The 18,525-nt window shown below is 56.6% G+C and carries 17 protein-coding genes; 10 read left to right on the top strand and 7 right to left on the bottom strand.

The genetic code is table 11. From position 1 onward, the window contains the following. Window positions 1-31 precede the first annotated feature (31 nt). From JY391_RS13320 to cbpA, 3 genes are all read right to left on the bottom strand, one after another. Entirely contained in the window at window positions 32-1,111 is a 1,080-nt protein-coding gene (locus tag JY391_RS13320) for a 4Fe-4S binding protein (protein ID WP_060569572.1), read from the bottom strand. 117 nt (window positions 1,112-1,228) lie between these two features. Then, entirely contained in the window at window positions 1,229-1,534 is a 306-nt protein-coding gene (gene cbpM / locus JY391_RS13315) for a chaperone modulator CbpM (protein WP_042287937.1), read from the bottom strand. Then, window positions 1,534-2,454, bottom strand: a complete 921-nt coding sequence (gene cbpA, locus JY391_RS13310; protein WP_199956152.1) for a curved DNA-binding protein — start codon at window positions 2,452-2,454, stop codon at window positions 1,534-1,536. Before cbpA ends, cbpM begins: the two co-directional genes overlap by 1 nt. Before the next feature lie 181 nt (window positions 2,455-2,635). Here cbpA and JY391_RS13305 point away from each other — a divergent pair, with 181 nt between their 5' ends. The 5 genes from JY391_RS13305 (at window position 2,636) to agp (ending at window position 7,617) form a co-directional block, all read left to right on the top strand. Further along, window positions 2,636-3,001 (top strand): hypothetical protein, encoded by a 366-nt coding sequence (locus JY391_RS13305; RefSeq protein WP_042288212.1) that lies wholly within the window; start codon window positions 2,636-2,638, stop codon window positions 2,999-3,001. Between the two features lie 48 nt (window positions 3,002-3,049). Beyond that, complete coding sequence (locus JY391_RS13300) at window positions 3,050-4,930, top strand: cytochrome c biogenesis protein CcdA (RefSeq protein WP_211934442.1); 1,881 nt, start codon at window positions 3,050-3,052, stop codon at window positions 4,928-4,930. After that, window positions 4,927-5,550 carry a DsbA family protein gene (locus tag JY391_RS13295; protein ID WP_199956146.1) on the top strand — a complete coding sequence of 208 codons (624 nt, stop codon included), beginning with the start codon at window positions 4,927-4,929 and terminating at the stop codon, window positions 5,548-5,550. Before JY391_RS13300 ends, JY391_RS13295 begins: the two co-directional genes overlap by 4 nt. Then, window positions 5,540-6,049: a protein disulfide oxidoreductase gene (locus tag JY391_RS13290; protein WP_211934441.1), complete on the top strand. Its 510-nt coding sequence runs from the start codon at window positions 5,540-5,542 to the stop codon at window positions 6,047-6,049. Before JY391_RS13295 ends, JY391_RS13290 begins: the two co-directional genes overlap by 11 nt. Window positions 6,050-6,375: 326 nt before the next feature. After that, entirely contained in the window at window positions 6,376-7,617 is a 1,242-nt protein-coding gene (agp, locus tag JY391_RS13285) for a bifunctional glucose-1-phosphatase/inositol phosphatase (protein ID WP_211934440.1), read from the top strand. 34 nt (window positions 7,618-7,651) lie between these two features. Here agp and JY391_RS13280 read toward each other — a convergent pair whose 3' ends face one another. Further along, complete coding sequence (locus JY391_RS13280) at window positions 7,652-7,879, bottom strand: YccJ family protein (RefSeq protein WP_042287915.1); 228 nt, start codon at window positions 7,877-7,879, stop codon at window positions 7,652-7,654. Window positions 7,880-7,899: 20 nt separating this feature from the next. Continuing rightward, the gene (wrbA, locus tag JY391_RS13275) at window positions 7,900-8,496 is read right to left on the bottom strand and encodes an NAD(P)H:quinone oxidoreductase (protein ID WP_042287913.1); all 597 of its coding nucleotides are present in this window, start codon (window positions 8,494-8,496) and stop codon (window positions 7,900-7,902) included. Between the two features lie 382 nt (window positions 8,497-8,878). Between wrbA and JY391_RS13270 the strand changes: the two genes are divergently transcribed. Together JY391_RS13270 and rutR are read left to right on the top strand one after the other, a co-directional pair. Then, window positions 8,879-9,052 carry a con-10 family general stress protein gene (locus tag JY391_RS13270; protein ID WP_042287910.1) on the top strand — a complete coding sequence of 58 codons (174 nt, stop codon included), beginning with the start codon at window positions 8,879-8,881 and terminating at the stop codon, window positions 9,050-9,052. Window positions 9,053-9,254: 202 nt separating this feature from the next. Further along, the gene (gene rutR, locus JY391_RS13265) at window positions 9,255-9,893 is read left to right on the top strand and encodes an HTH-type transcriptional regulator RutR (RefSeq protein ID WP_042287908.1); all 639 of its coding nucleotides are present in this window, start codon (window positions 9,255-9,257) and stop codon (window positions 9,891-9,893) included. On the opposite strand, the gene JY391_RS13260 is transcribed toward rutR, so the two are convergent. Both JY391_RS13260 and putA read right to left on the bottom strand, forming a co-directional pair. Beyond that, the gene (locus JY391_RS13260) at window positions 9,890-10,285 is read right to left on the bottom strand and encodes a lysozyme inhibitor LprI family protein (RefSeq protein WP_060569578.1); all 396 of its coding nucleotides are present in this window, start codon (window positions 10,283-10,285) and stop codon (window positions 9,890-9,892) included. The genes rutR and JY391_RS13260 overlap by 4 nt on opposite strands. Window positions 10,286-10,386: 101 nt before the next feature. Then, entirely contained in the window at window positions 10,387-14,349 is a 3,963-nt protein-coding gene (putA, locus tag JY391_RS13255) for a trifunctional transcriptional regulator/proline dehydrogenase/L-glutamate gamma-semialdehyde dehydrogenase (protein WP_211934439.1), read from the bottom strand. A 397-nt stretch (window positions 14,350-14,746) separates the two neighbouring features. Between putA and putP the strand changes: the two genes are divergently transcribed. The 3 genes from putP (at window position 14,747) to efeO (ending at window position 18,524) form a co-directional block, all read left to right on the top strand. Next, window positions 14,747-16,255: a sodium/proline symporter PutP gene (putP, locus tag JY391_RS13250; RefSeq protein ID WP_042287900.1), complete on the top strand. Its 1,509-nt coding sequence runs from the start codon at window positions 14,747-14,749 to the stop codon at window positions 16,253-16,255. 254 nt (window positions 16,256-16,509) lie between these two features. After that, complete coding sequence (gene efeU / locus JY391_RS13245; protein ID WP_211934438.1) at window positions 16,510-17,343, top strand: iron uptake transporter permease EfeU; 834 nt, start codon at window positions 16,510-16,512, stop codon at window positions 17,341-17,343. 53 nt (window positions 17,344-17,396) lie between these two features. Then, window positions 17,397-18,524 (top strand): iron uptake system protein EfeO, encoded by a 1,128-nt coding sequence (gene efeO, locus JY391_RS13240; RefSeq protein WP_211934437.1) that lies wholly within the window; start codon window positions 17,397-17,399, stop codon window positions 18,522-18,524. Window position 18,525 lies beyond the last annotated feature (1 nt).

Below are 18,525 nucleotides of genomic sequence, written 5' to 3'. Positions count from 1 at the left end.
GTGCCGGATGACGTCCTCATCCGGCTCGGATTTAATGCCCAATGGCGCCTGCCTGCGGAATCAGGCGAAAATAGAGATGTTCTGGCACCGGGCTTTCCCACACGCCTGCCAGCATCGCGAACGCCACGCTGGCGAACATAATCCCTAACACCAGCAGCGTCATCGTCACCCCGGACAGCGCGCCGTGCCGTTTCCCTGTCTCTCCGCCAGGCGTGCGCAGAGAAAAACTCAGGGTCTGGGCGACCGGGCAGGACTCCACGCAGGTCATACAGCCCGTACATTCCACGGTGCGCACCTGGATAAGCTTATCTACCGGAATACGCGACGGGCAGTTTTTCGCGCATTTACCACAGTCAATACAGCGACGGGCATTACGGCGGATTTTGAACGGTGAAAGCAGAGATAACAGCCCCAGCAATGCGCCGTAAGGACACAGATAGCGACACCAGGCGTGACGAATAAATAAGCTCAGGACCACCAGCAGTGCGACGCTGAGGAGCGTTATCGTGCCGATATGGCGAAAGAAATCGAGCATTTTGACATCGATAATAATGCCGTAGGCGGACATCAGAAAATACTGTATACCCTGCGCAGGCATCGACAACGAAATAGAGAGAAAAAAGACCAGCAAAAGATACTTTAGTCCCCGCAAGGGAATATCCAGAAACCGGGGAAGACTGAAATGACGGCCAAAGAGCCGCTTCCCAAGATTGGCGATAAGTTCCGACAGCGTACCGACAGGACACAGCCACGAACAGAAAGATTTTTTCAGCAGCAGGCTGGTTAGCATAAAGGCCACCAGTAACAGCATGGCGGCAGCATGAATTGGCGGCAGAAATCCGGTTTCCAGCGTGTAGCGCAGATTCATCAGACCGGCGATAGGTAGCCAGCCTTCAATTCCGCCAGGGCGGGGCAGATACAGGCTGGCTCCGCCGGTTTCGTAATAGCGCACCCAGTAATAAAAGGTCACGCCAATATATCCATTGATCGCCAACATCAGAAACTGCGTCGCTTTACGCCAACTGGTGGCGTTGCGCCAGTCATGCCAGGGGAGTTTACCGCCTGTCGTTCCCGGACGGCGCTGCCAGCGCGTTCGTTTCTTATCGCTCATGGCCCACGGCTTCCCATAAAGTGGTATTTTAGATGCCACTATCCTACGGTGATCCGACAGTGTCAGCGTTGATTTATATCATTGCTGGATAAAAGGGCAGCTTTCGCCGCCCGGAATTTATGGATGGGCAATAAAGCGCGAAAGCCGCTGGCGCAGCAGGCGATTTTCCTGGCGCAAACGCGTATTGTCTTCCAGTAGAGTAAGGGCAACGGCGATACCCGGCCAGTCCAGCGCCAGTTCCTGACGCAGCCGGAGCGCGCGCTGTACCACCGCTGCGGCGCGATCGTCAAACTGCCAGCCGGGAGCGGTATCGTCATACGGTTCAATCACACCCAACCCGACCAGCTCATTCAGTTCCTCTTCCGTGACGCCGGTATGCAGACAAAATTCAGTAACCGTGAAGGTGATGGTGACATTAGCCATTATGCTTTCCCCCAGTCTTTGCGCGGATCAAACCCCGACTGCGCCTCCGCCAACTGCTGCCACAGCGCGCGTGCGCGTTCGTCAGGTTTCGGCGGCATCACAATTTTGATGACCACGTATAAATCACCGGTCTGTTTTTTGCTCACCAGGCCTTTGCCTTTAATGCGCAAGCGCTGCCCGGACTGGCTGCCGGGGGGAACGGTCACCAGAATGCTCTCTTTCAGCGTAGGCACCGCAATTTTCGCACCCAGCGCGGCTTCCCATGGCGCCAGTGGCACCACGATCTCCAGATCCTGATTCACTATGTCAAACAGCGGATGGGGCGCGATATGAATCACCAGCCACAGGTCGCCGTTCGGCCCGCCGTTTTCGCCCGGGGTTCCCTGGCCTTTTAAGCGGATCCGCTGACCGTTGCCCACACCCGCCGGGATTTTTACGTTCAGCGTTTTAGGCATTTCGCGCTCTACCATGCCAAACGCGTTATATACCGGCAGGTTATAGCTGATGGTGCGGTTATGTTCCGCCAGCGTTTCTTCAAGAAAGACCGCAACGTCGATTTCGATATCATGGCCGCGGCTGGCGTGACGCTGACGCGTATGCCGCGCTTGCTGACCAAAAATGGAGGAAAAAATATCGTCAAAATCTTCGGCGTTGTAGCGCGGGTTTTCGCCCTGCTGAAACTGACGGTTAAACTGCGGGTCGTTACGGTGCTGCCACAGCTGATCGTATTCAGCGCGGCGCTGCTCGTCGCTCAACACTTCCCACGCCTCGGCAATTTCTTTAAAGCGGGCTTCGGCGTCGGTTTCTTTGCTGACATCAGGATGGTACTTGCGGGCCAGTCGGCGGTAAGCGGTCTTGATCGTCTTGAGATCGTCCGTCGGCTTCACGCCCATGATGGCGTAATAATCCTTTAATTCCATAGCGTTCTCTCGGGTTAATCAATACAGGCTGAAGGGATCCCTGAAAAGGTGTCACCGTTAAGTGTAGGGTAATCCTCCCGTCGCCGTATGCCAACCTTATGACCCACATAACTTTACAGCCCAACAGTTGCTTATTCCCCGACAGTGGCTAAGATAACTCGCGTCAATGAGTGAGGGTGTAATGGCGAAACGTCAACGGATGGGATGGTGGTTTCTCTGCCTGGCATGTGTCGTGGTGATAGTTTGTACCGCGCAGCGCATGGCGGGCCTGCATGCGTTGCAGATGGACACGGCCACGGCGACGACGGTCGTTTCTGCGCCCTCGTCGGCACCGGATGACGCAACGCCCGTCACGCCGTGCGAGCTCAGTGCAAAATCGTTGCTTGCCGCGCCGCCGGTGGTTTTCGAAGGCGCGATACTGGCGTTTTGTCTACTCCTTGCCCTGCTAACCCCGCGACGGACGGTGCGTTTACCGTTCTTTCCGCAACGCGTTATTTCTCCGCCCGGACTACGGGTCCATCTCCGATTCTGCGTCTTCCGTGAATGACAGACCGGCTGTGCTGCACAGTTAGTTAATCATTCATGGAGAAAAATTATGATTCTTGCATTCAGGCAGGCGCTGATCTGTCTGTTAATCCTCTGGCTGCCCGTATCCTGGGCGGCAGAGAGCAGCTGGTTGCGTTCCCTGCAGAACGATCATGCCAGCGTACGGGTTCGTGCGGACACCACTGCGCAGGGTGAAACGCGCCTGCTCATAGACGTCAAGCTGGAAAACGGCTGGAAAACCTACTGGCGCTCGCCCGGCGAAGGCGGCATTGCGCCGTCCATCGCGTGGAAAGAGAACTCGCCAGCCGTCAACTGGTTCTGGCCGACGCCCGCGCGTTTTGACGTTGCCGGTATCACCACCCAGGGCTATCACCAGCGCGTCACGTTTCCGTTGCGCGTTCAGGGGAAAGCGCCTGCCACGCTTGCTGGCGTGCTGACGCTTTCTACCTGTAGCAACGTGTGTCTGCTCACCGATTATCCCTTTTCCGTCGCGCCATCTTCCCGGGATGCTGGCTTTGCCCACGATTACGCTCAGGCGATGGGGCGCATTCCGCTGGCGCAAGGGCTGACGGATACGCTCCAGGCCGACGCGCGTCCCGGCGAACTGATCGTGACGGCGCAGCGGAGCGCAGGCTGGACGGATCCCGCGTTGTTTCTCGATAGCGTCGGGGAGGTGGATTTTGGCAAACCGCATATTCGTGTTGACGGTGACACGATGCGGGCAACGGTTCCGGTTCACGACAGTTGGGGAGAAGGCGCGCCCGATCTGCGCGGCCAACCGTTGACGCTGGTGCTGGCGGATAACGAGGTTGCGCAGGAGAGTGAACTTACGCCTGGCGATGCGCCCGCCGCGGTCGGCGGCGGGTTACCGCTCTGGCAGGTCGTGCTGATGGCGCTGGCGGGCGGTTTGATCCTGAATCTTATGCCCTGCGTGCTGCCGGTACTGGCTATGAAGCTGGGTTCGGTATTGCTGGTGGAAGATAAAAGTCGCCGGCAGGTCCGTCGCCAGTTCCTTGCTTCGGTGGTCGGCATACTGGCGTCGTTCATGGCGCTGGCGCTGTTAATGACCATTCTGCGCCTGAGCAATCAGGCACTGGGGTGGGGAATACAGTTCCAGAACCCGTGGTTTATCGGCGTGATGATGCTGGTCATGTTAGCCTTCAGCGCCAGCCTGTTTGGCCTGTTCACCTTTCGCTTGCCTGCCTCCCTGACGACAAAACTGGCGACCCACGGCGGCAACGGCCTGGCCGGGCATTTCTGGCAAGGCGCTTTCGCCACGCTGTTGGCGACGCCTTGCAGCGCGCCGTTTCTCGGCACCGCAGTGGCGGTGGCGCTGACCGCCTCGTTACCGACGCTGTGGGGGCTTTTCCTCGCGCTTGGCGTGGGGATGAGCCTGCCGTGGCTGCTGGTGGCGATTCGGCCCGGTCTGGCGCAGCGTCTGCCGCGTCCGGGGCGCTGGATGAATGGACTGCGTCGACTGCTCGGTCTGATGATGCTGGGGTCGGCAATCTGGCTGGCAACGCTGCTGCTGCCGCATCTGGGCTTCTCATCGACGCCCGCAGAAAAAGAGCGCGTTAACTGGCAACCGCTGAGCGAGCAGGCCATTACCGATGCGCTCGCGCAGCATAAGCGCGTGTTTATCGACGTCACCGCCGAGTGGTGTATTACCTGCAAGGTCAATAAATACAATGTTCTCACAACGCCGTCCGTGCAGGAGGCGCTGGGGCAACCGGATGTGGTTGCGCTGCGGGGAGACTGGACGCTGCCGTCTGATGAGATCACCGCCTTTCTCAACGCACGCGGTCAGGTCGCCGTGCCGTATAACCAAATCTATGGCCCCGGCCTGCCTCAAGGGCAGACGCTGCCAACCCTTTTAACCCGCGACAACCTGCTGAAAACGCTGGCAGAAGCGAAAGGAGAGACGCCATGAACTATCTGTTAATACTTTTTTTGTCGCTATTCAGCGCTGTCAGTGTGGCGAAAGAAGCGGCGCCGTTTACGCCTGAACAGGAAAGGCAAATTGAAGCGTTGATTGATGAGGCGCTGTTTAACGATCCGGGCAGTCCGCGCATTGGCGCAAAACAGGCGAAGCTGACGCTGGTGAATTTTACCGACTACAACTGTCCCTACTGCAAACAGCTTGACCCGTTGCTGGAAAAAATCGTAAAGACCTATCCCGACGTGGCGGTGATCGTGAAACCGCTGCCGTTTAAAGGTGAAAGCTCGGTGCTGGCGGCGCGTACTGCGCTGACGACGTGGCGTGAACATCCGGAACAGTTTCCGGCGTTGCATGAAAAGTTGATGCAGAAGCGGGGGTATCATACCGACGCCAGCATCCGTCAGGCGCAAGCGAAGTCGGGGGCGAGTCCGGTCACGCTGGAGGCGAAAAGTCAGGAGACGCTGAGCACTAACCTGCAACTGGCGCGGTTGATTGGGGTACAAGGGACGCCAGCGACAATCATTGGCGATGAGCTGATCCCGGGGGCGGTCTCCTGGGAGGTGCTGAACGAGGTGGTCAAAGAGAAACTGGCGGTGGCGCATGGTCAGTAAACTGCGACGCTGGTTGCGGGAGGGGATTATCCTGCTGGTGCTGCTGGCTGGCGGCACGTTACTGCTTGACGCCTGGCGCGCTCCGCAGGCCCCGCCGTCTTTTGACAGTATGCCGCTGAGGACGCTGGATGGCGAAAGCGTCACCCTGGCCGCACTGAGCGAGGAGCAGCCGCTGCTGGTGTATTTCTGGGCAAGCTGGTGCGGCGTTTGTCGTTTTACAACCCCCGATGTCGCGCGGCTTCAGGCTGAAGGAAAGAATGTGCTCACGGTGGCGCTCCGCTCTGGCGACGACCCGCTGGTCGCCCGGTGGCTGGCGCGCAAAGGGGTCTCATTTCCGGTCGTCAACGATGCTAATGGCACGCTTTCCACCCGCTGGGCGGTTAGCGTGACGCCGACGCTGGTGGTGCTGTCGAAAGGGCAGGTTGTCTCGACCACCAGCGGCTGGACCAGCTACTGGGGAATGAAATTACGCCTGTGGTGGGCGGGAATGGCTTCGTAGACGTACCCGGGGAAGGGGCAAATATGTCACACCGACAACAGGTTGCGTTTACCTTACGGACAGTGCGTCTCTGAACGTTCAGCACCCGTGAACGCGCAAGGGAGGATCGCCGCCTCCCTTGTTATCCGGGCGTCCGGAGAAGCACAGAACATGAGGCGAACGGAAGCCTTCTGCGAAGGCCCTTATACGGCCTTCACGCGTTTCTGCCAGAATAACCGGCAGCGTCGAAGTCAATCTTTTTCCGCCGTTTTTGCGGATACCTTCCCGGAAATTTATCAACACTCTGTCACACTGATGGCGCGTAAATAACAACAAGAGGCATAGGGATGAAAAAAACGTTAATTGCCGCCGCAGTGGCTGGGGGCATATTGGTGTCTGTTGGCGCGCAGGCGCAAACCACACCGGAAGGTTATCAGCTACAGCAAGTGCTGATGATGAGCCGACACAACCTGCGCGCGCCGCTGGCGAATAACGGCAGCGTACTGGAACAGTCGACGCCGAATAAGTGGCCTGAATGGGACGTACCGGGCGGACAGCTCACCACGAAAGGCGGCGTGCTCGAGGTGTATATGGGGCACTATATGCGCGAATGGCTGGCCGCGCAGGGGATGGTAAAGTCCGGCGAATGTCCGGCGTCTGACGCGGTTTATGCCTATGCTAACAGTCTGCAACGCACCGTCGCCACTGCCCAATTCTTTATAACCGGTGCATTTCCCGGCTGCGATGTGCCGGTACATCATCAGGAAAAAATGGGCACGATGGACCCGACCTTCAACCCGGTGATCACCGACGACGACGCCGGGTTCAGCGAGAAAGCCATCCAGGCGATGCAAAAAGAGCGCGCAGGCATGCATCTCGACGAGAGTTATAAACTGCTTGAGCAGATCACCCGTTACAATACGTCTCCGTCATGTAAAGAAAAACAACGTTGTTCACTGACGGACGAAAAAGACACGTTCAGCGCGACGTACCAGAAGGAGCCGGGCGTTTCCGGGCCGTTGAAGGTCGGTAACTCGCTGGTGGACGCGTTCACCCTGCAGTACTACGAAGGCTTTCCGATGGATCAGGTCGCATGGGGCGAAATCAAAACCGATCAGCAGTGGAAGGTGCTGTCGAAACTGAAAAATGGCTATCAGGACAGCCTGTTCACCTCTGCGGACGTGGCGCGCAATGTGGCAGCGCCCCTGGTGAACTATATCGACAAGACGCTGGTGACCGATCGCGTTAACGCGCCGAAAATTACCGTGTTGGTAGGGCATGACTCGAATATCGCTTCGCTATTGACGGCGCTCGACTTCAAGCCATACCAGTTGCATAACCAGTACGAGCGTACGCCGATTGGCGGCAAAATTGTCTTTCAGCGCTGGCATGACACTCGCGCCAGACGCGATCTGATGAAAATCGAATACGTCTATCAAAGCAGCGAGCAACTGCGTAACGCGGATGTCCTGACGCTGAAATCCCCACCGCAGCGTGTGACGCTGGAACTGAAAGGCTGTCCGGTGGACGCCAACGGGTTTTGCCCGATCGATAAATTCGACGCGGTTATGAATGCGGCAGCAAAATAAGAGAGGTTCCCCCGCGAATGCGGGGGAAGTGGGGTCAGACGTTTTTGCGCTCGATGGTTTGCTCGCCCCAGAAGAGCGAGTCTTTATCCGTTTTATCAAAGGCTTTGATCAGGACTTCATCACTGCCTTCTTCCCAAATTTTCTCGGCCAGTTTCTCATCGTATCCGGCCACTTCAAAGATGGCCTCGGCTATTTCCGGCGACGTATTGCGCAGACTTGCCCATTCACCGACGCGGTGCGCTTTTGCTTCTTGAGTTGGCATGCTTATCCTCCTGTTGAAGACTAGCCGTTGAGCTTAACGGCCAGACCGGCAACGTATTCACCCTGATAGCGAGCGATTGAAAGTTCTTCCTGGCTTGGCTGGCGAGAGCCGTCACCGCCGGCGATAGTCGTCGCGCCGTACGGCGTTCCGCCACGAACCTGCGAAACATCAAACAGTTCCTGGGCGGCATAGCCGATAGGCACAATGACCATCCCATGATGGGCAAGTGTAGTCCATGTGGAGGTAATGGTCTGTTCCTGACCACCGCCGGTACCGGTGGAGCTGAACACGCTGGCGAGTTTGCCGTACAGCGCGCCAGAAGCCCAAAGGCCGCCCGTCTGATCGAGGAAGGTGCGCATTTGTCCCGACATATTGCCAAAGCGCGTTGGGGTACCAAAAATAATGGCATCATAATCAGCCAGCTCCTGCGGCGTGGCGACGGGGGCATTTTGGGCTTTGCCGCCTGCTTTGGCGAAAATTTCAGGTTGCATGGTTTCTGGCACACGCTTAACCACCACTTCAGCGCCGTCGACTTTGTTTGCGCCTTCTGCAACCGCGTGCGCCATTGTTTCGATGTGTCCGTACATGGAATAATAAAGCACCAGAACTTTAGCCATTTGTCCTACTCCTCGCGTTAACCGTGTCTGTAGCGATTCGCTACCCTTTATAAAGATATGCCGTCACGCCCAGAGTGCAAATATCACCACCATTTCTTTGATTTATAACAATTTTCACTGAAATGGCTTTTGTAGCAAAATGATACATTTTCTGCCGGTGAGTTTTTTTAATCATAAGAATGGCTTATTGATTGTTCGCGGCGATTATTGCCGATAACGGCGGATAGCTGTTGCAGGATATTACGATACGCTGGCTGAACCGCCCGTATTGCCTAAGCTTAGTATCACGTAGCGAAAATGATGTCACCGGTCATACGTTGCGTGAGGAATCACTCCTCAAAACCTATGCAATATGATGTCTAATCAATGACGGAGGTCAGTAATGGCAAACCATCGAGGCGGTTCCGGTAATTTTGCCGAAGACCGTGAAAGAGCATCAGAAGCAGGTCGTAAAGGTGGTCAGCACAGCGGGGGGAATTTTAAAAATGACCCGCAACGTGCATCTGAAGCAGGTAAGAAAGGGGGCAAGAGCAGCGGCGGTAACCGCAAAAGCTAGCGTGACCCCACCCTGAAGACCATCATGCAACGCGTTAATGAACATGACTAACGCCGAGGTGATGAAACCACCGCCGCCGGAATTTTCCGGCGGTTTTTTTTGCCGGTACGGTTGAACTGTCTCTTAACCCCCCGCAGACTAAGCGCCATTATTTTTTTTCGGCAGGTGAATAACACCCGGAACGAACGGACAGGAGAGGGGCATGGCGCAGGGGGCTGTAAACAAAAGTGGTAAACGCTCGCGGGCGGTTAGCGCGAAACGTCAGGCTATCTTAACGGCGGCGTTAAACACCTTTTCCCAGTATGGTTTTCATGGCACGCGCCTTGAGCAGATCGCCGAGCAGGCCCGGGTATCGAAAACCAATTTGCTTTATTACTACCCGTCTAAAGAGGCGCTTTATGTCGCCGTGCTGCGGCAGATCCTCGACATCTGGCTGGCGCCGCTCAAAGCGTTTCGCGAGGATTTCGCACCGCTGGAGGCCATAAGCGAATACATTCGCCTGAAGCTGGAGGTTTCCCGCGATTACCCACAGGCGTCGCGGTTATTCTGTATGGAGATGCTGGCGGGCGCGCCGCTATTGATGGCCGAACTGACCGGGGATCTGAAAGCGTTAATTGATGACAAATCCGCGCTGATTGCCGGATGGGTCAACAGCGGCAAACTGGCGCCGATCGATCCGCATCATCTGATCTTTATGATTTGGGCCTCGACCCAGCATTACGCCGACTTCGCGCCGCAGGTTGAAGCAGTAACGGGCGCAACGCTGCGTGATGAGGCCTTTTTTGATCGGACGGTGGCGAACGTCCAGCGCATGATCATCGAAGGGATCCGCGTTCGTTAGCCTGCTGGCGGCAACGGGCAGCTCATGTCACCTTCTTCACATTGCAGCAGCGAGGCGAGAAACGCTTCGCGCTCGGTGGTTTTATCCGCCAGACACTGATTAGCGATCATCACCTGGGCGCTTCCGCCTTCGGTACCGGAACTGATCAGCGCGCAGTCGGCGTCCCGCACCGCAATCCACGCGGTTTGCGCCTTTTTCAGCAGCGCTTGTTGCGCGGGCGCCGCGCGTTTAAGCGCGTGCTGGTAAGTATCGTTGAGCTTTTTATCCGCCGTTTGATATTGCGTAATAGCACAGGCGTTCATGTCGGCCTGGGTTGTGGCGTTCGCACACTCATCGGCCAGCGCGTTTGCGCACAGCAGCAGCGTCGCGCCTGCGATAACGATTCTTTTCATCCTTTCCTCCGTATTAAAAAGCCGGATGCGCTGTGCATATCCGGCCTACGGTTGAGACATAGCCCCGGTAAGCGTAGCGCCACCGGGGGGATTCTACACGATTAACCGATTGTCATCAGGCTGGCGTTACCGCCTGCGGCGGCGGTATTCACGCTTAGCGACCGTTCGATATACAGCCGTTCCAGCAGGATATTGCTTTCGCCACGGGCAAAGCCCTGCACGGAGATAATCGCGCCTTCGCGGGCGGCGACCGCTTCACACAGTGCGCGAAGCTGATCGGAATCGCCATGGAAGATCACCGCGTCAAATGGCTGCGAAGTCAGGCTGTCGGCTTTCGCAAACTGAATACGGGCGGTAACCGCTGCGGGAAGCCGTTTTGCCAGCTCGCGGTGGAACGCATCGTCTGGCCACAGGATCAGACTGCCAACCGAGGTGACCGCCGCCAGTTGCGCCAGTGCGTCCTGTTCCTCATCGGCAATACATAATACCCGTTCGCGCGGCAGCAGCGTCCAGGTATTGCGCTCGCCGGTGGGACCCGGCAGCAGACGCTGTGTTCCCGCCTGCGCCAGTTCGCCAAATTGCTGGCAAAGCTGATGCAGCTCGGGGCGATCGCGCGCCCAGTCGCGTAGCGCCGTCAGCGGCTCCGTTAGCACGGCCTTAAGCTGAGCGTCAACCGGGTACTCCGCATCCTGACGCGCCAGGGTGATCGACAGCGCGTTTTCCGGACGGTGGGCCAGCAGGCGATACAGGTACAACGGTCCACCCGCTTTGGGGCCGGTGCCGGACAAGCCTTCGCCGCCGAACGGCTGAACCCCGACCACCGCGCCCACCATGTTACGGTTGACATACAGGTTGCCCACATGCGCTGAGCCGGTAACCTGGGCGATAGTTTCATCAATGCGAGTATGGACGCCCAGAGTCAGGCCATAGCCGGAAGCGTTAATCTGCTTAATCAAGGTCTCCAGGTTATTGCGGTTGTAACGCACCACGTGCAGTACCGGGCCGAAGACCTCTTTTTCCAGTTCGTCAAAACTTTCAAGCTCGATAAGCGTGGGCATCACAAAAGTACCGCTCTGCCACTCGCGGGCGTCATCGCTGTTTTCACGCACCGCCTGGAACACCGGACGGCCTTTTGCACGCATTGTCTGGATGTGACGTTCAATGTTGTTTTTTGCTTCTTCGTCAATCACCGGACCGATGTCCGTGGTCAGACGGCCAGGGTTGCCCATCCGGCATTCGGCCATCGCGCCGCGCAGCATTTTCAACGTATGGTCAGCAATGTCATCCTGCAGGCATAGTACACGCAGTGCAGAACAGCGCTGACCGGCGCTGTCAAACGCCGAGGCCAGCACGTCGACAACCACCTGTTCGGTGAGCGCCGAGGAGTCCACGATCATCGCGTTCATGCCACCGGTTTCGGCGATCAGCGGAACCGGGCGTCCCTGCGCGTCCAGTCGGGTGGCGAGAGTGCGTTGCAGCAGTGTCGCCACTTCCGTTGAGCCGGTAAACATCACGCCGCGCACGCGGCTGTCAGCGGTCAGCGACGCCCCCACGGTTTCCCCGCGTCCTGGCAGCAGTTGTACCACGCCCGGCGGTACGCCCGCTTCCAACAGAATTGCGACGCCCTGAGCGGCAATCAGCGGGGTTTGCTCGGCGGGTTTCGCCAGCACGCTGTTGCCCGCGGCCAGCGCGGCGGCGATTTGTCCGGTGAAGATCGCCAACGGGAAGTTCCACGGGCTAATACAGACCACCGGACCCAGCGGACGGTGCGTTTCGTTGTCGAAATCATCGCGTACCTGACCGGCATAGTAATGCAGGAAGTCCACTGCTTCGCGGACCTCAGCGATCGCGTTGCTGAACGTTTTCCCGGCTTCGCGCACCAGAATACCAATTAAGTGCTGCATCTGGCCTTCCATCAGCACTGCGGCACGATGCAGGATCGCCGCGCGTTCTTCCGGCGGGGTCGCGAACCAGATGGGCGCGTTGTTAACCGCACTTTGCAACGCCAGCTCCACTTCCGCCTCATTCGCTTCACGCACATAGCCGACGATGTCCTTCGGTTCGGCAGGGTTAATTACCGGGCGCATTTCCCCTTCAGCAACCGCATCTTCGAGCATCGGCTTCGCCTGCCATTTCTGCACTGCGCTGTTGAGCAGGGCAGAGGAGAGGGACGCCAGACGGTGTTCATTGGCGAGATCCAGACCGGCGGAGTTGTCGCGGCCTTTGCCGTAGAGATCGCGCGGCAGCGGAATTTTCGGATGCGGCAACCCGGTTTGGCCTTCCTGCTGCGCCAGCTTCTCCACGGCTTCTACCGGATCGGCCACCAGCTCATCCAGCGGCAAGGTGGTGTCGGCAATACGATTAACAAACGACGTATTCGCGCCGTTTTCCAGCAGGCGACGCACCAGATACGCCAGCAGTGTTTCATGGGTGCCCACCGGCGCATAAATGCGGCAAGGACGATTCAGTTTGCCGTCGGCCACTTTTCCGGTGACCTGTTCATACAGGGGTTCGCCCATGCCATGCAGGCACTGGAACTCATACTGGCCCGGATAATAGTTCTGTCCCGCAAGCTGATAGATGGCCGCCAGCGTGTGGGCGTTATGCGTCGCAAACTGCGGATAGATAAGATTAGGCACCGCCAGCAGCTTTTTCGCGCAGGCCAGGTAAGAAACATCGGTGTACACCTTACGGGTATAGACCGGATAGCCTTCCAGACCTTCCATCTGCGCGCGCTTGATCTCGCTGTCCCAGTAAGCGCCTTTCACCAGGCGGATCATCAGGCGACGGCGGCTGCGGGTGGCCAAATCGATCAGATAATCAATCACAAACGGACAGCGCTTCTGGTAAGCCTGAATCACAAAGCCAATCCCGTTCCAGCCCGCCAGCTCTGGTTCAAAACACAGTTTTTCCAGCAGGTCTAAGGAGATTTCCAGACGGTCGGCTTCTTCTGCGTCAATGTTGATCCCAATATCGTACTGACGCGCCAGCAGCGTCAGGGACTTCAGCCGCGGATAGAGTTCTTCCATCACTCGATCGTATTGCGCGCGGCTGTAGCGCGGGTGCAGGGCGGAGAGCTTGATGGAGATCCCCGGTCCTTCATAGATGCCGCGACCATTGGACGCTTTACCAATCGCGTGGATCGCCTGCTGGTAAGAAACCATATAAGCCTGCGCATCGGCAGCGGTCAGCGCGGCTTCGCCGAGCATATCGTAAGAATAGCGGAAACCTTTCTCCTCCAGCTTGCGGGCGTTCGCCAGGGCTTCGGCGATGGTTTCACCGGTCACGAACTGCTCGCCCATCAGACGCATCGCCATATCCACGCCTTTGCGGATCAACGGTTCCCCGCTTTTGCCGATTATGCGGTTCAGCGAGCGAGAAAGATTGGCTTCGTTATGGGTGGAAACCAGTTTGCCCGTGAACAGCAACCCCCAGGTGGCGGCGTTGACAAACAGCGACGGGCTACGACCAATGTGTGAATGCCAGTTTCCGTTGCTGATCTTGTCACGGATCAGGGCGTCACGCGTTGCTTTGTCCGGAATACGCAGTAGCGCTTCCGCCAGACACATCAGGGCCACGCCTTCCTGTGAAGAGAGGGAAAATTCCTGCAACAATCCCTGGACCATCCCGGCGCGACCGCTGGCGGTTTTCTGGTTGCGCAGTTTATCCGCCAACTGATATGCCAGCTTGTGCGCTTGTTCGGCAACCGGCTGCGGCAAACGCGCTTGTTCCATCAGCATGGAAACGGCGTCGGTTTCTGAACGACGGTACGCTGCGGTAATGGCGGCGCGCGAAACCGACTGCGGCAGGATCTGCTCGGCAAATTCGAGGAACGGCTGATGGACGTCTTCCTGCGCGGCAGACGGTTCATCGCCTTCGTTTGCCGCGCCTGCCAGCAACGCCGGAAGCTCCGGTAACGCGTCTTCATTTTCCAGCTTTTCCAGATAATTAAAAATGGCCTGCTTGATCAGCCAGTGCGGGGTGCGATCAATGCGCGTGGCCGCCAGCTTAATTCGTTCACGCGTGGCGTCGTCCAGTTTAACCCCCATCGTGGTGGTTCCCATGCCGTCTGCTCCTGTTATTCGGTAATGTCCTGCGATTAGTTATCGAGAAATATCCACTATGTTGCAACTTTGTGCAACCACGTTAAATGTGACCTGCATAACAAGCTTAAAAATGAATGAATTGTTAATAAAAGAAAGCGCTATGACCGCAGCGAAAAGAATAACGGTATCTTTTTCTCTGCGGCACTTAACACTTTTAAAAGGTGCAACCGTAAAAAATGTGAGAGAGTGCAACCTGCAAGAAAATAGTATTCATCTGCAATAAAAATTGATGTAAATGGTGTGTTAAATCGATTGTGAATAACCCGCGCTTCCGGCAGGATACGGTCGCCTGGCAAATACAACATGCTCTGTCACGTTCCGGCAGAGCAATAAAACAGTAAAGTTTGGAGAATTTATGGCAATTAGCACACCGATGCTGGTGACATTCTGCGTATATATTTTTGGCATGATATTGATTGGCTTTATCGCCTGGCGTTCAACCAAGAACTTTGATGATTATATTTTGGGTGGTCGCAGCCTCGGCCCCTTCGTCACGGCGTTATCCGCAGGCGCTTCGGATATGAGCGGCTGGCTGCTGATGGGCTTACCTGGCGCGATTTTTCTTTCCGGTATTTCGGAAAGCTGGATTGCTATCGGTTTGACATTAGGCGCATGGATTAACTGGAAGCTGGTTGCCGGACGCCTGCGCGTACACACGGAATACAACAATAACGCCCTGACGCTGCCGGATTATTTCACCGGTCGCTTTGAAGATAAAAGCCGGATCCTGCGCATTATCTCCGCGCTGGTGATCCTGCTGTTCTTTACGATTTACTGCGCGTCCGGGATAGTGGCCGGCGCGCGTCTGTTTGAAAGCACATTTGGCATGAGCTATGAAACCGCTCTGTGGGCAGGCGCGGCGGCGACCATCCTGTACACCTTTATTGGCGGATTCCTGGCAGTAAGCTGGACCGACACTGTACAGGCCAGCCTGATGATTTTCGCACTGATCCTGACCCCGGTAATGGTGATTATCGGCGTTGGCGGCTTTGGCGAGTCGCTGGAAGTGATCAAGCAAAAGAGCATTGAAAATGTCGACATGCTTAAAGGACTGAATGTTGTGGCCATTATTTCCCTGATGGGCTGGGGGCTGGGCTACTTCGGCCAGCCGCATATTCTGGCGCGTTTTATGGCGGCGGATTCCCACCACAGTATCGTCCACGCACGGCGCATCAGTATGGCCTGGATGATCCTCTGCCTGGCGGGAGCGGTAGCGGTCGGTTTCTTTGGCATCGCATACTTTACTAACAATCCGGCGCTGGCGGGCGCGGTGGATCAAAACGCTGAGCGAGTGTTCATTGAGCTGGCGCAAATCCTGTTTAATCCGTGGATTGCCGGTATTCTGCTGTCCGCGATTCTGGCGGCGGTGATGTCCACGCTCAGCTGCCAACTGTTGGTCTGTTCCAGCGCGATTACGGAAGATTTGTACAAGGCGTTTCTACGCAAAGGGGCAAGTCAGCAGGAACTGGTGTGGGTCGGGCGCGTGATGGTGTTGGTGGTGGCGCTGGTGGCGATCGCCCTGGCTGCCAATCCGGACAACCGCGTGTTGGGTCTGGTGAGCTACGCCTGGGCCGGTTTTGGCGCCGCGTTTGGTCCGGTCGTGCTGTTCTCCGTCTTGTGGCCGCGAATGACCCGCAACGGCGCGCTGGCGGGGATGATTATCGGCGCAGCCACCGTTATTGTCTGGAAGCACTTTGGCTGGCTGGATCTGTACGAAATCATTCCTGGCTTTATCTTTGGCAGTATCGGGATAGTTATCTTCAGTCTGCTGGGGAAAGCGCCGTCGTCTGCCATGCTACAACGCTTCGCTGAGGCGGATGCGCACTATCACTCTGCGCCGCCGTCGCGTTTGCAGGAAAATTAATCGTTAGACATTCTTTGCCGCGAGACCTTCTGCAGGTTCCGCCCAACGACTTTCCAGGCCCGCTCAAAGCGGGCCTTTTTATCACCGCCCATTTACCCAACGGCACGTATTCTTACCTCGCTAAGTGTTTACATTCAGACATCATTCTCATGACATTCCGCTTGAATTTTTATTTTGCGTAATGATAATCACTATCACTCTAATTTACTTTTCTTTGCATTAATTGACTGACAATAACGTTAAGGGTGTCCGGCATGTTTGTTCCGTTTCTGATTATGTTGCGTGAAGGGCTGGAAGCCGCGCTGATTGTCAGCCTGATAGCCAGTTACCTGAAGCGAACCCAGCGGGGGCGTTGGATCCGCGCAATGTGGGTTGGCGTTATTCTCGCCGCCGCGCTTTGTCTTGGGCTTGGGGTTGTGATTAACGAGACGACCGGCGAGTTTCCACAAAAAGAGCAGGAACTGTTCGAAGGGATAGTGGCGGTGATTGCGGTCGCGATCCTCACCTGGATGGTGTTCTGGATGCGGAGAGTATCGCGCAACGTCAAGGTGGCGCTTGAACAGGCGGTGGACAATGCGCTGCAACGCGGCAATCACCAGGGCTGGGCGCTGATCCTGATGGTCTTTTTTGCAGTAGCGAGGGAAGGGCTGGAGTCGGTCTTTTTTCTGCTGGCCGCGTTTCAACAGGACGTGGGTATCTGGCCGCCGGTAGGGGCGCTGCTGGGGCTGGCCACTGCCGTGATCCTGGGCTTCTTACTTTATTGGGGCGGCATTCGTCTGAATCTGGCAGCCTTCTTTAAATGGACCAGCCTGTTCATTTTACTGGTGGCGGCAGGTCTGGCGGCGGGTGCGATCCGCGCCTTCCACGAGGCGGGGCTGTGGAATCACTTCCAGGATGTTGCGTTTGATATGAGCGCCGTTCTGTCGACACATTCATTGTTTGGCACCCTGATGGAAGGCATTTTTGGTTACCAGGAAGCGCCAAGCGTTAGCGAGGTGGCGGTCTGGTTTATCTACCTGATACCGGCGCTGGTGCTGTTTGTATTGCTGCCGCGTACAGGCGCAACCGCGTCAGGCATCACGCCATAAGGCAGTGCGACGCAAATTTTTAATTAGTTACAACATACTTTAAAGGGATGGTCATGACGAAAAACTTCCGCATAAGTGCGCTGCTGCCTGGCATGGCCGCGCTTTTCGCTTCCACCTTGTCAGCGCATGCCGCCGATGTGCCGCAAGTGAATGTGACGGTAACCGATAAACGGTGCGAGCCGATGACGCTTACGGTGAACGCCGGTAAGACACAATTTATCATTCGAAACCACAGTCAGAAAGCGCTGGAATGGGAAATCCTTAAAGGGGTGATGGTGGTTGAAGAGCGCGAAAATATCGCGCCCGGTTTCAGCCAGAAAATGACCGCCAATCTGCAGCCGGGCGAATATGAAATGACCTGCGGCCTGCTGACCAATCCCAAAGGGAAGCTGGTTGTTAAAGGCGCCGCTAGCGTTGAAGGGGCGCAAAGCGACGCGCTGTTACGTCTGAGCGACGCCATTAGCGAATACAAAGCCTTTGTCACCGCCGAAACCGCGCAACTGGTGTCCGGGACAAAAGCCTTTACCGATGCGGTGAAGGCAGGCGACATGAATAAAGCGAAGTCGCTGTATGCGCCGACGCGGCAACATTATGAACGTATTGAACCGATTGCCGAACTGTTCTCCGATCTCGACGGCAGCATTGATGCCCGCGAAGACGACTACGAACAGAAAGCCGCTGACCCGAAATTCACCGGTTTTCACCGTCTGGAAAAGGCACTGTTCAGCGACAATAGCAACAAAGGTATGGCGCAGTACGCCGACAGGCTGTATACGGACGTGCAGGATCTGCAAAAACGCATCAGTGAACTTGCGTTCCCGCCGTCCAAAGTGGTGGGTGGGGCTGCGGCGCTGATTGAAGAAGTGGCCGCCACCAAAATCAGTGGCGAAGAAGAACGCTACAGCCGCACCGATCTGTGGGATTTCCAGGCCAACGTTGATGGCGCGCAGAAAATTGTCAACCTGTTGCGTCCGCAGTTGCAGGATGCAAACGCCGAACTGCTGGCGAAGGTGGATGCTAACTTTAAAAAAGTCGATACCATCCTCGCGAAATACCGCACCCCGGACGGCTTTGAAACCTACGACAAGCTGACCGGGGCTGACCGTAACGCCCTGAAGGGACCAATTACCGCGCTCGCGGAAGATCTCGCGCAGCTACGCGGCGTACTGGGACTGGATTAAC

The organism is Citrobacter sedlakii, assembly GCF_018128425.1.
GTDB lineage: Bacteria > Pseudomonadota > Gammaproteobacteria > Enterobacterales > Enterobacteriaceae > Citrobacter_A > Citrobacter_A sedlakii.
Note: the sequence above shows the minus strand (reverse complement) of the source record. Positions and strands in the feature narration are given on the sequence as shown.

Excerpts from the sequence above, each read along its gene's own strand:
- agp (WP_211934440.1), top strand. The coding sequence starts at position 6,376 with ATGAAAAAAACGTTAATTGCCGCCGCAGTGGCTGGGGGCATATTGGTG.
- putA (WP_211934439.1), bottom strand. The coding sequence starts at position 14,349 with ATGGGAACCACCACGATGGGGGTTAAACTGGACGACGCCACGCGTGAA.
- JY391_RS13320 (WP_060569572.1), bottom strand. The coding sequence starts at position 1,111 with ATGAGCGATAAGAAACGAACGCGCTGGCAGCGCCGTCCGGGAACGACA.
- JY391_RS13300 (WP_211934442.1), top strand. The coding sequence starts at position 3,050 with ATGATTCTTGCATTCAGGCAGGCGCTGATCTGTCTGTTAATCCTCTGG.
- rutR (WP_042287908.1), top strand. The coding sequence starts at position 9,255 with ATGGCGCAGGGGGCTGTAAACAAAAGTGGTAAACGCTCGCGGGCGGTT.
- wrbA (WP_042287913.1), bottom strand. The coding sequence starts at position 8,496 with ATGGCTAAAGTTCTGGTGCTTTATTATTCCATGTACGGACACATCGAA.
- JY391_RS13290 (WP_211934441.1), top strand. The coding sequence starts at position 5,540 with ATGGTCAGTAAACTGCGACGCTGGTTGCGGGAGGGGATTATCCTGCTG.
- putP (WP_042287900.1), top strand. The coding sequence starts at position 14,747 with ATGGCAATTAGCACACCGATGCTGGTGACATTCTGCGTATATATTTTT.
- cbpA (WP_199956152.1), bottom strand. The coding sequence starts at position 2,454 with ATGGAATTAAAGGATTATTACGCCATCATGGGCGTGAAGCCGACGGAC.
- JY391_RS13280 (WP_042287915.1), bottom strand. The coding sequence starts at position 7,879 with ATGCCAACTCAAGAAGCAAAAGCGCACCGCGTCGGTGAATGGGCAAGT.
- efeO (WP_211934437.1), top strand. The coding sequence starts at position 17,397 with ATGACGAAAAACTTCCGCATAAGTGCGCTGCTGCCTGGCATGGCCGCG.
- JY391_RS13270 (WP_042287910.1), top strand. The coding sequence starts at position 8,879 with ATGGCAAACCATCGAGGCGGTTCCGGTAATTTTGCCGAAGACCGTGAA.
- JY391_RS13260 (WP_060569578.1), bottom strand. The coding sequence starts at position 10,285 with ATGAAAAGAATCGTTATCGCAGGCGCGACGCTGCTGCTGTGCGCAAAC.
- JY391_RS13295 (WP_199956146.1), top strand. The coding sequence starts at position 4,927 with ATGAACTATCTGTTAATACTTTTTTTGTCGCTATTCAGCGCTGTCAGT.
- cbpM (WP_042287937.1), bottom strand. The coding sequence starts at position 1,534 with ATGGCTAATGTCACCATCACCTTCACGGTTACTGAATTTTGTCTGCAT.
- JY391_RS13305 (WP_042288212.1), top strand. The coding sequence starts at position 2,636 with ATGGCGAAACGTCAACGGATGGGATGGTGGTTTCTCTGCCTGGCATGT.
- efeU (WP_211934438.1), top strand. The coding sequence starts at position 16,510 with ATGTTTGTTCCGTTTCTGATTATGTTGCGTGAAGGGCTGGAAGCCGCG.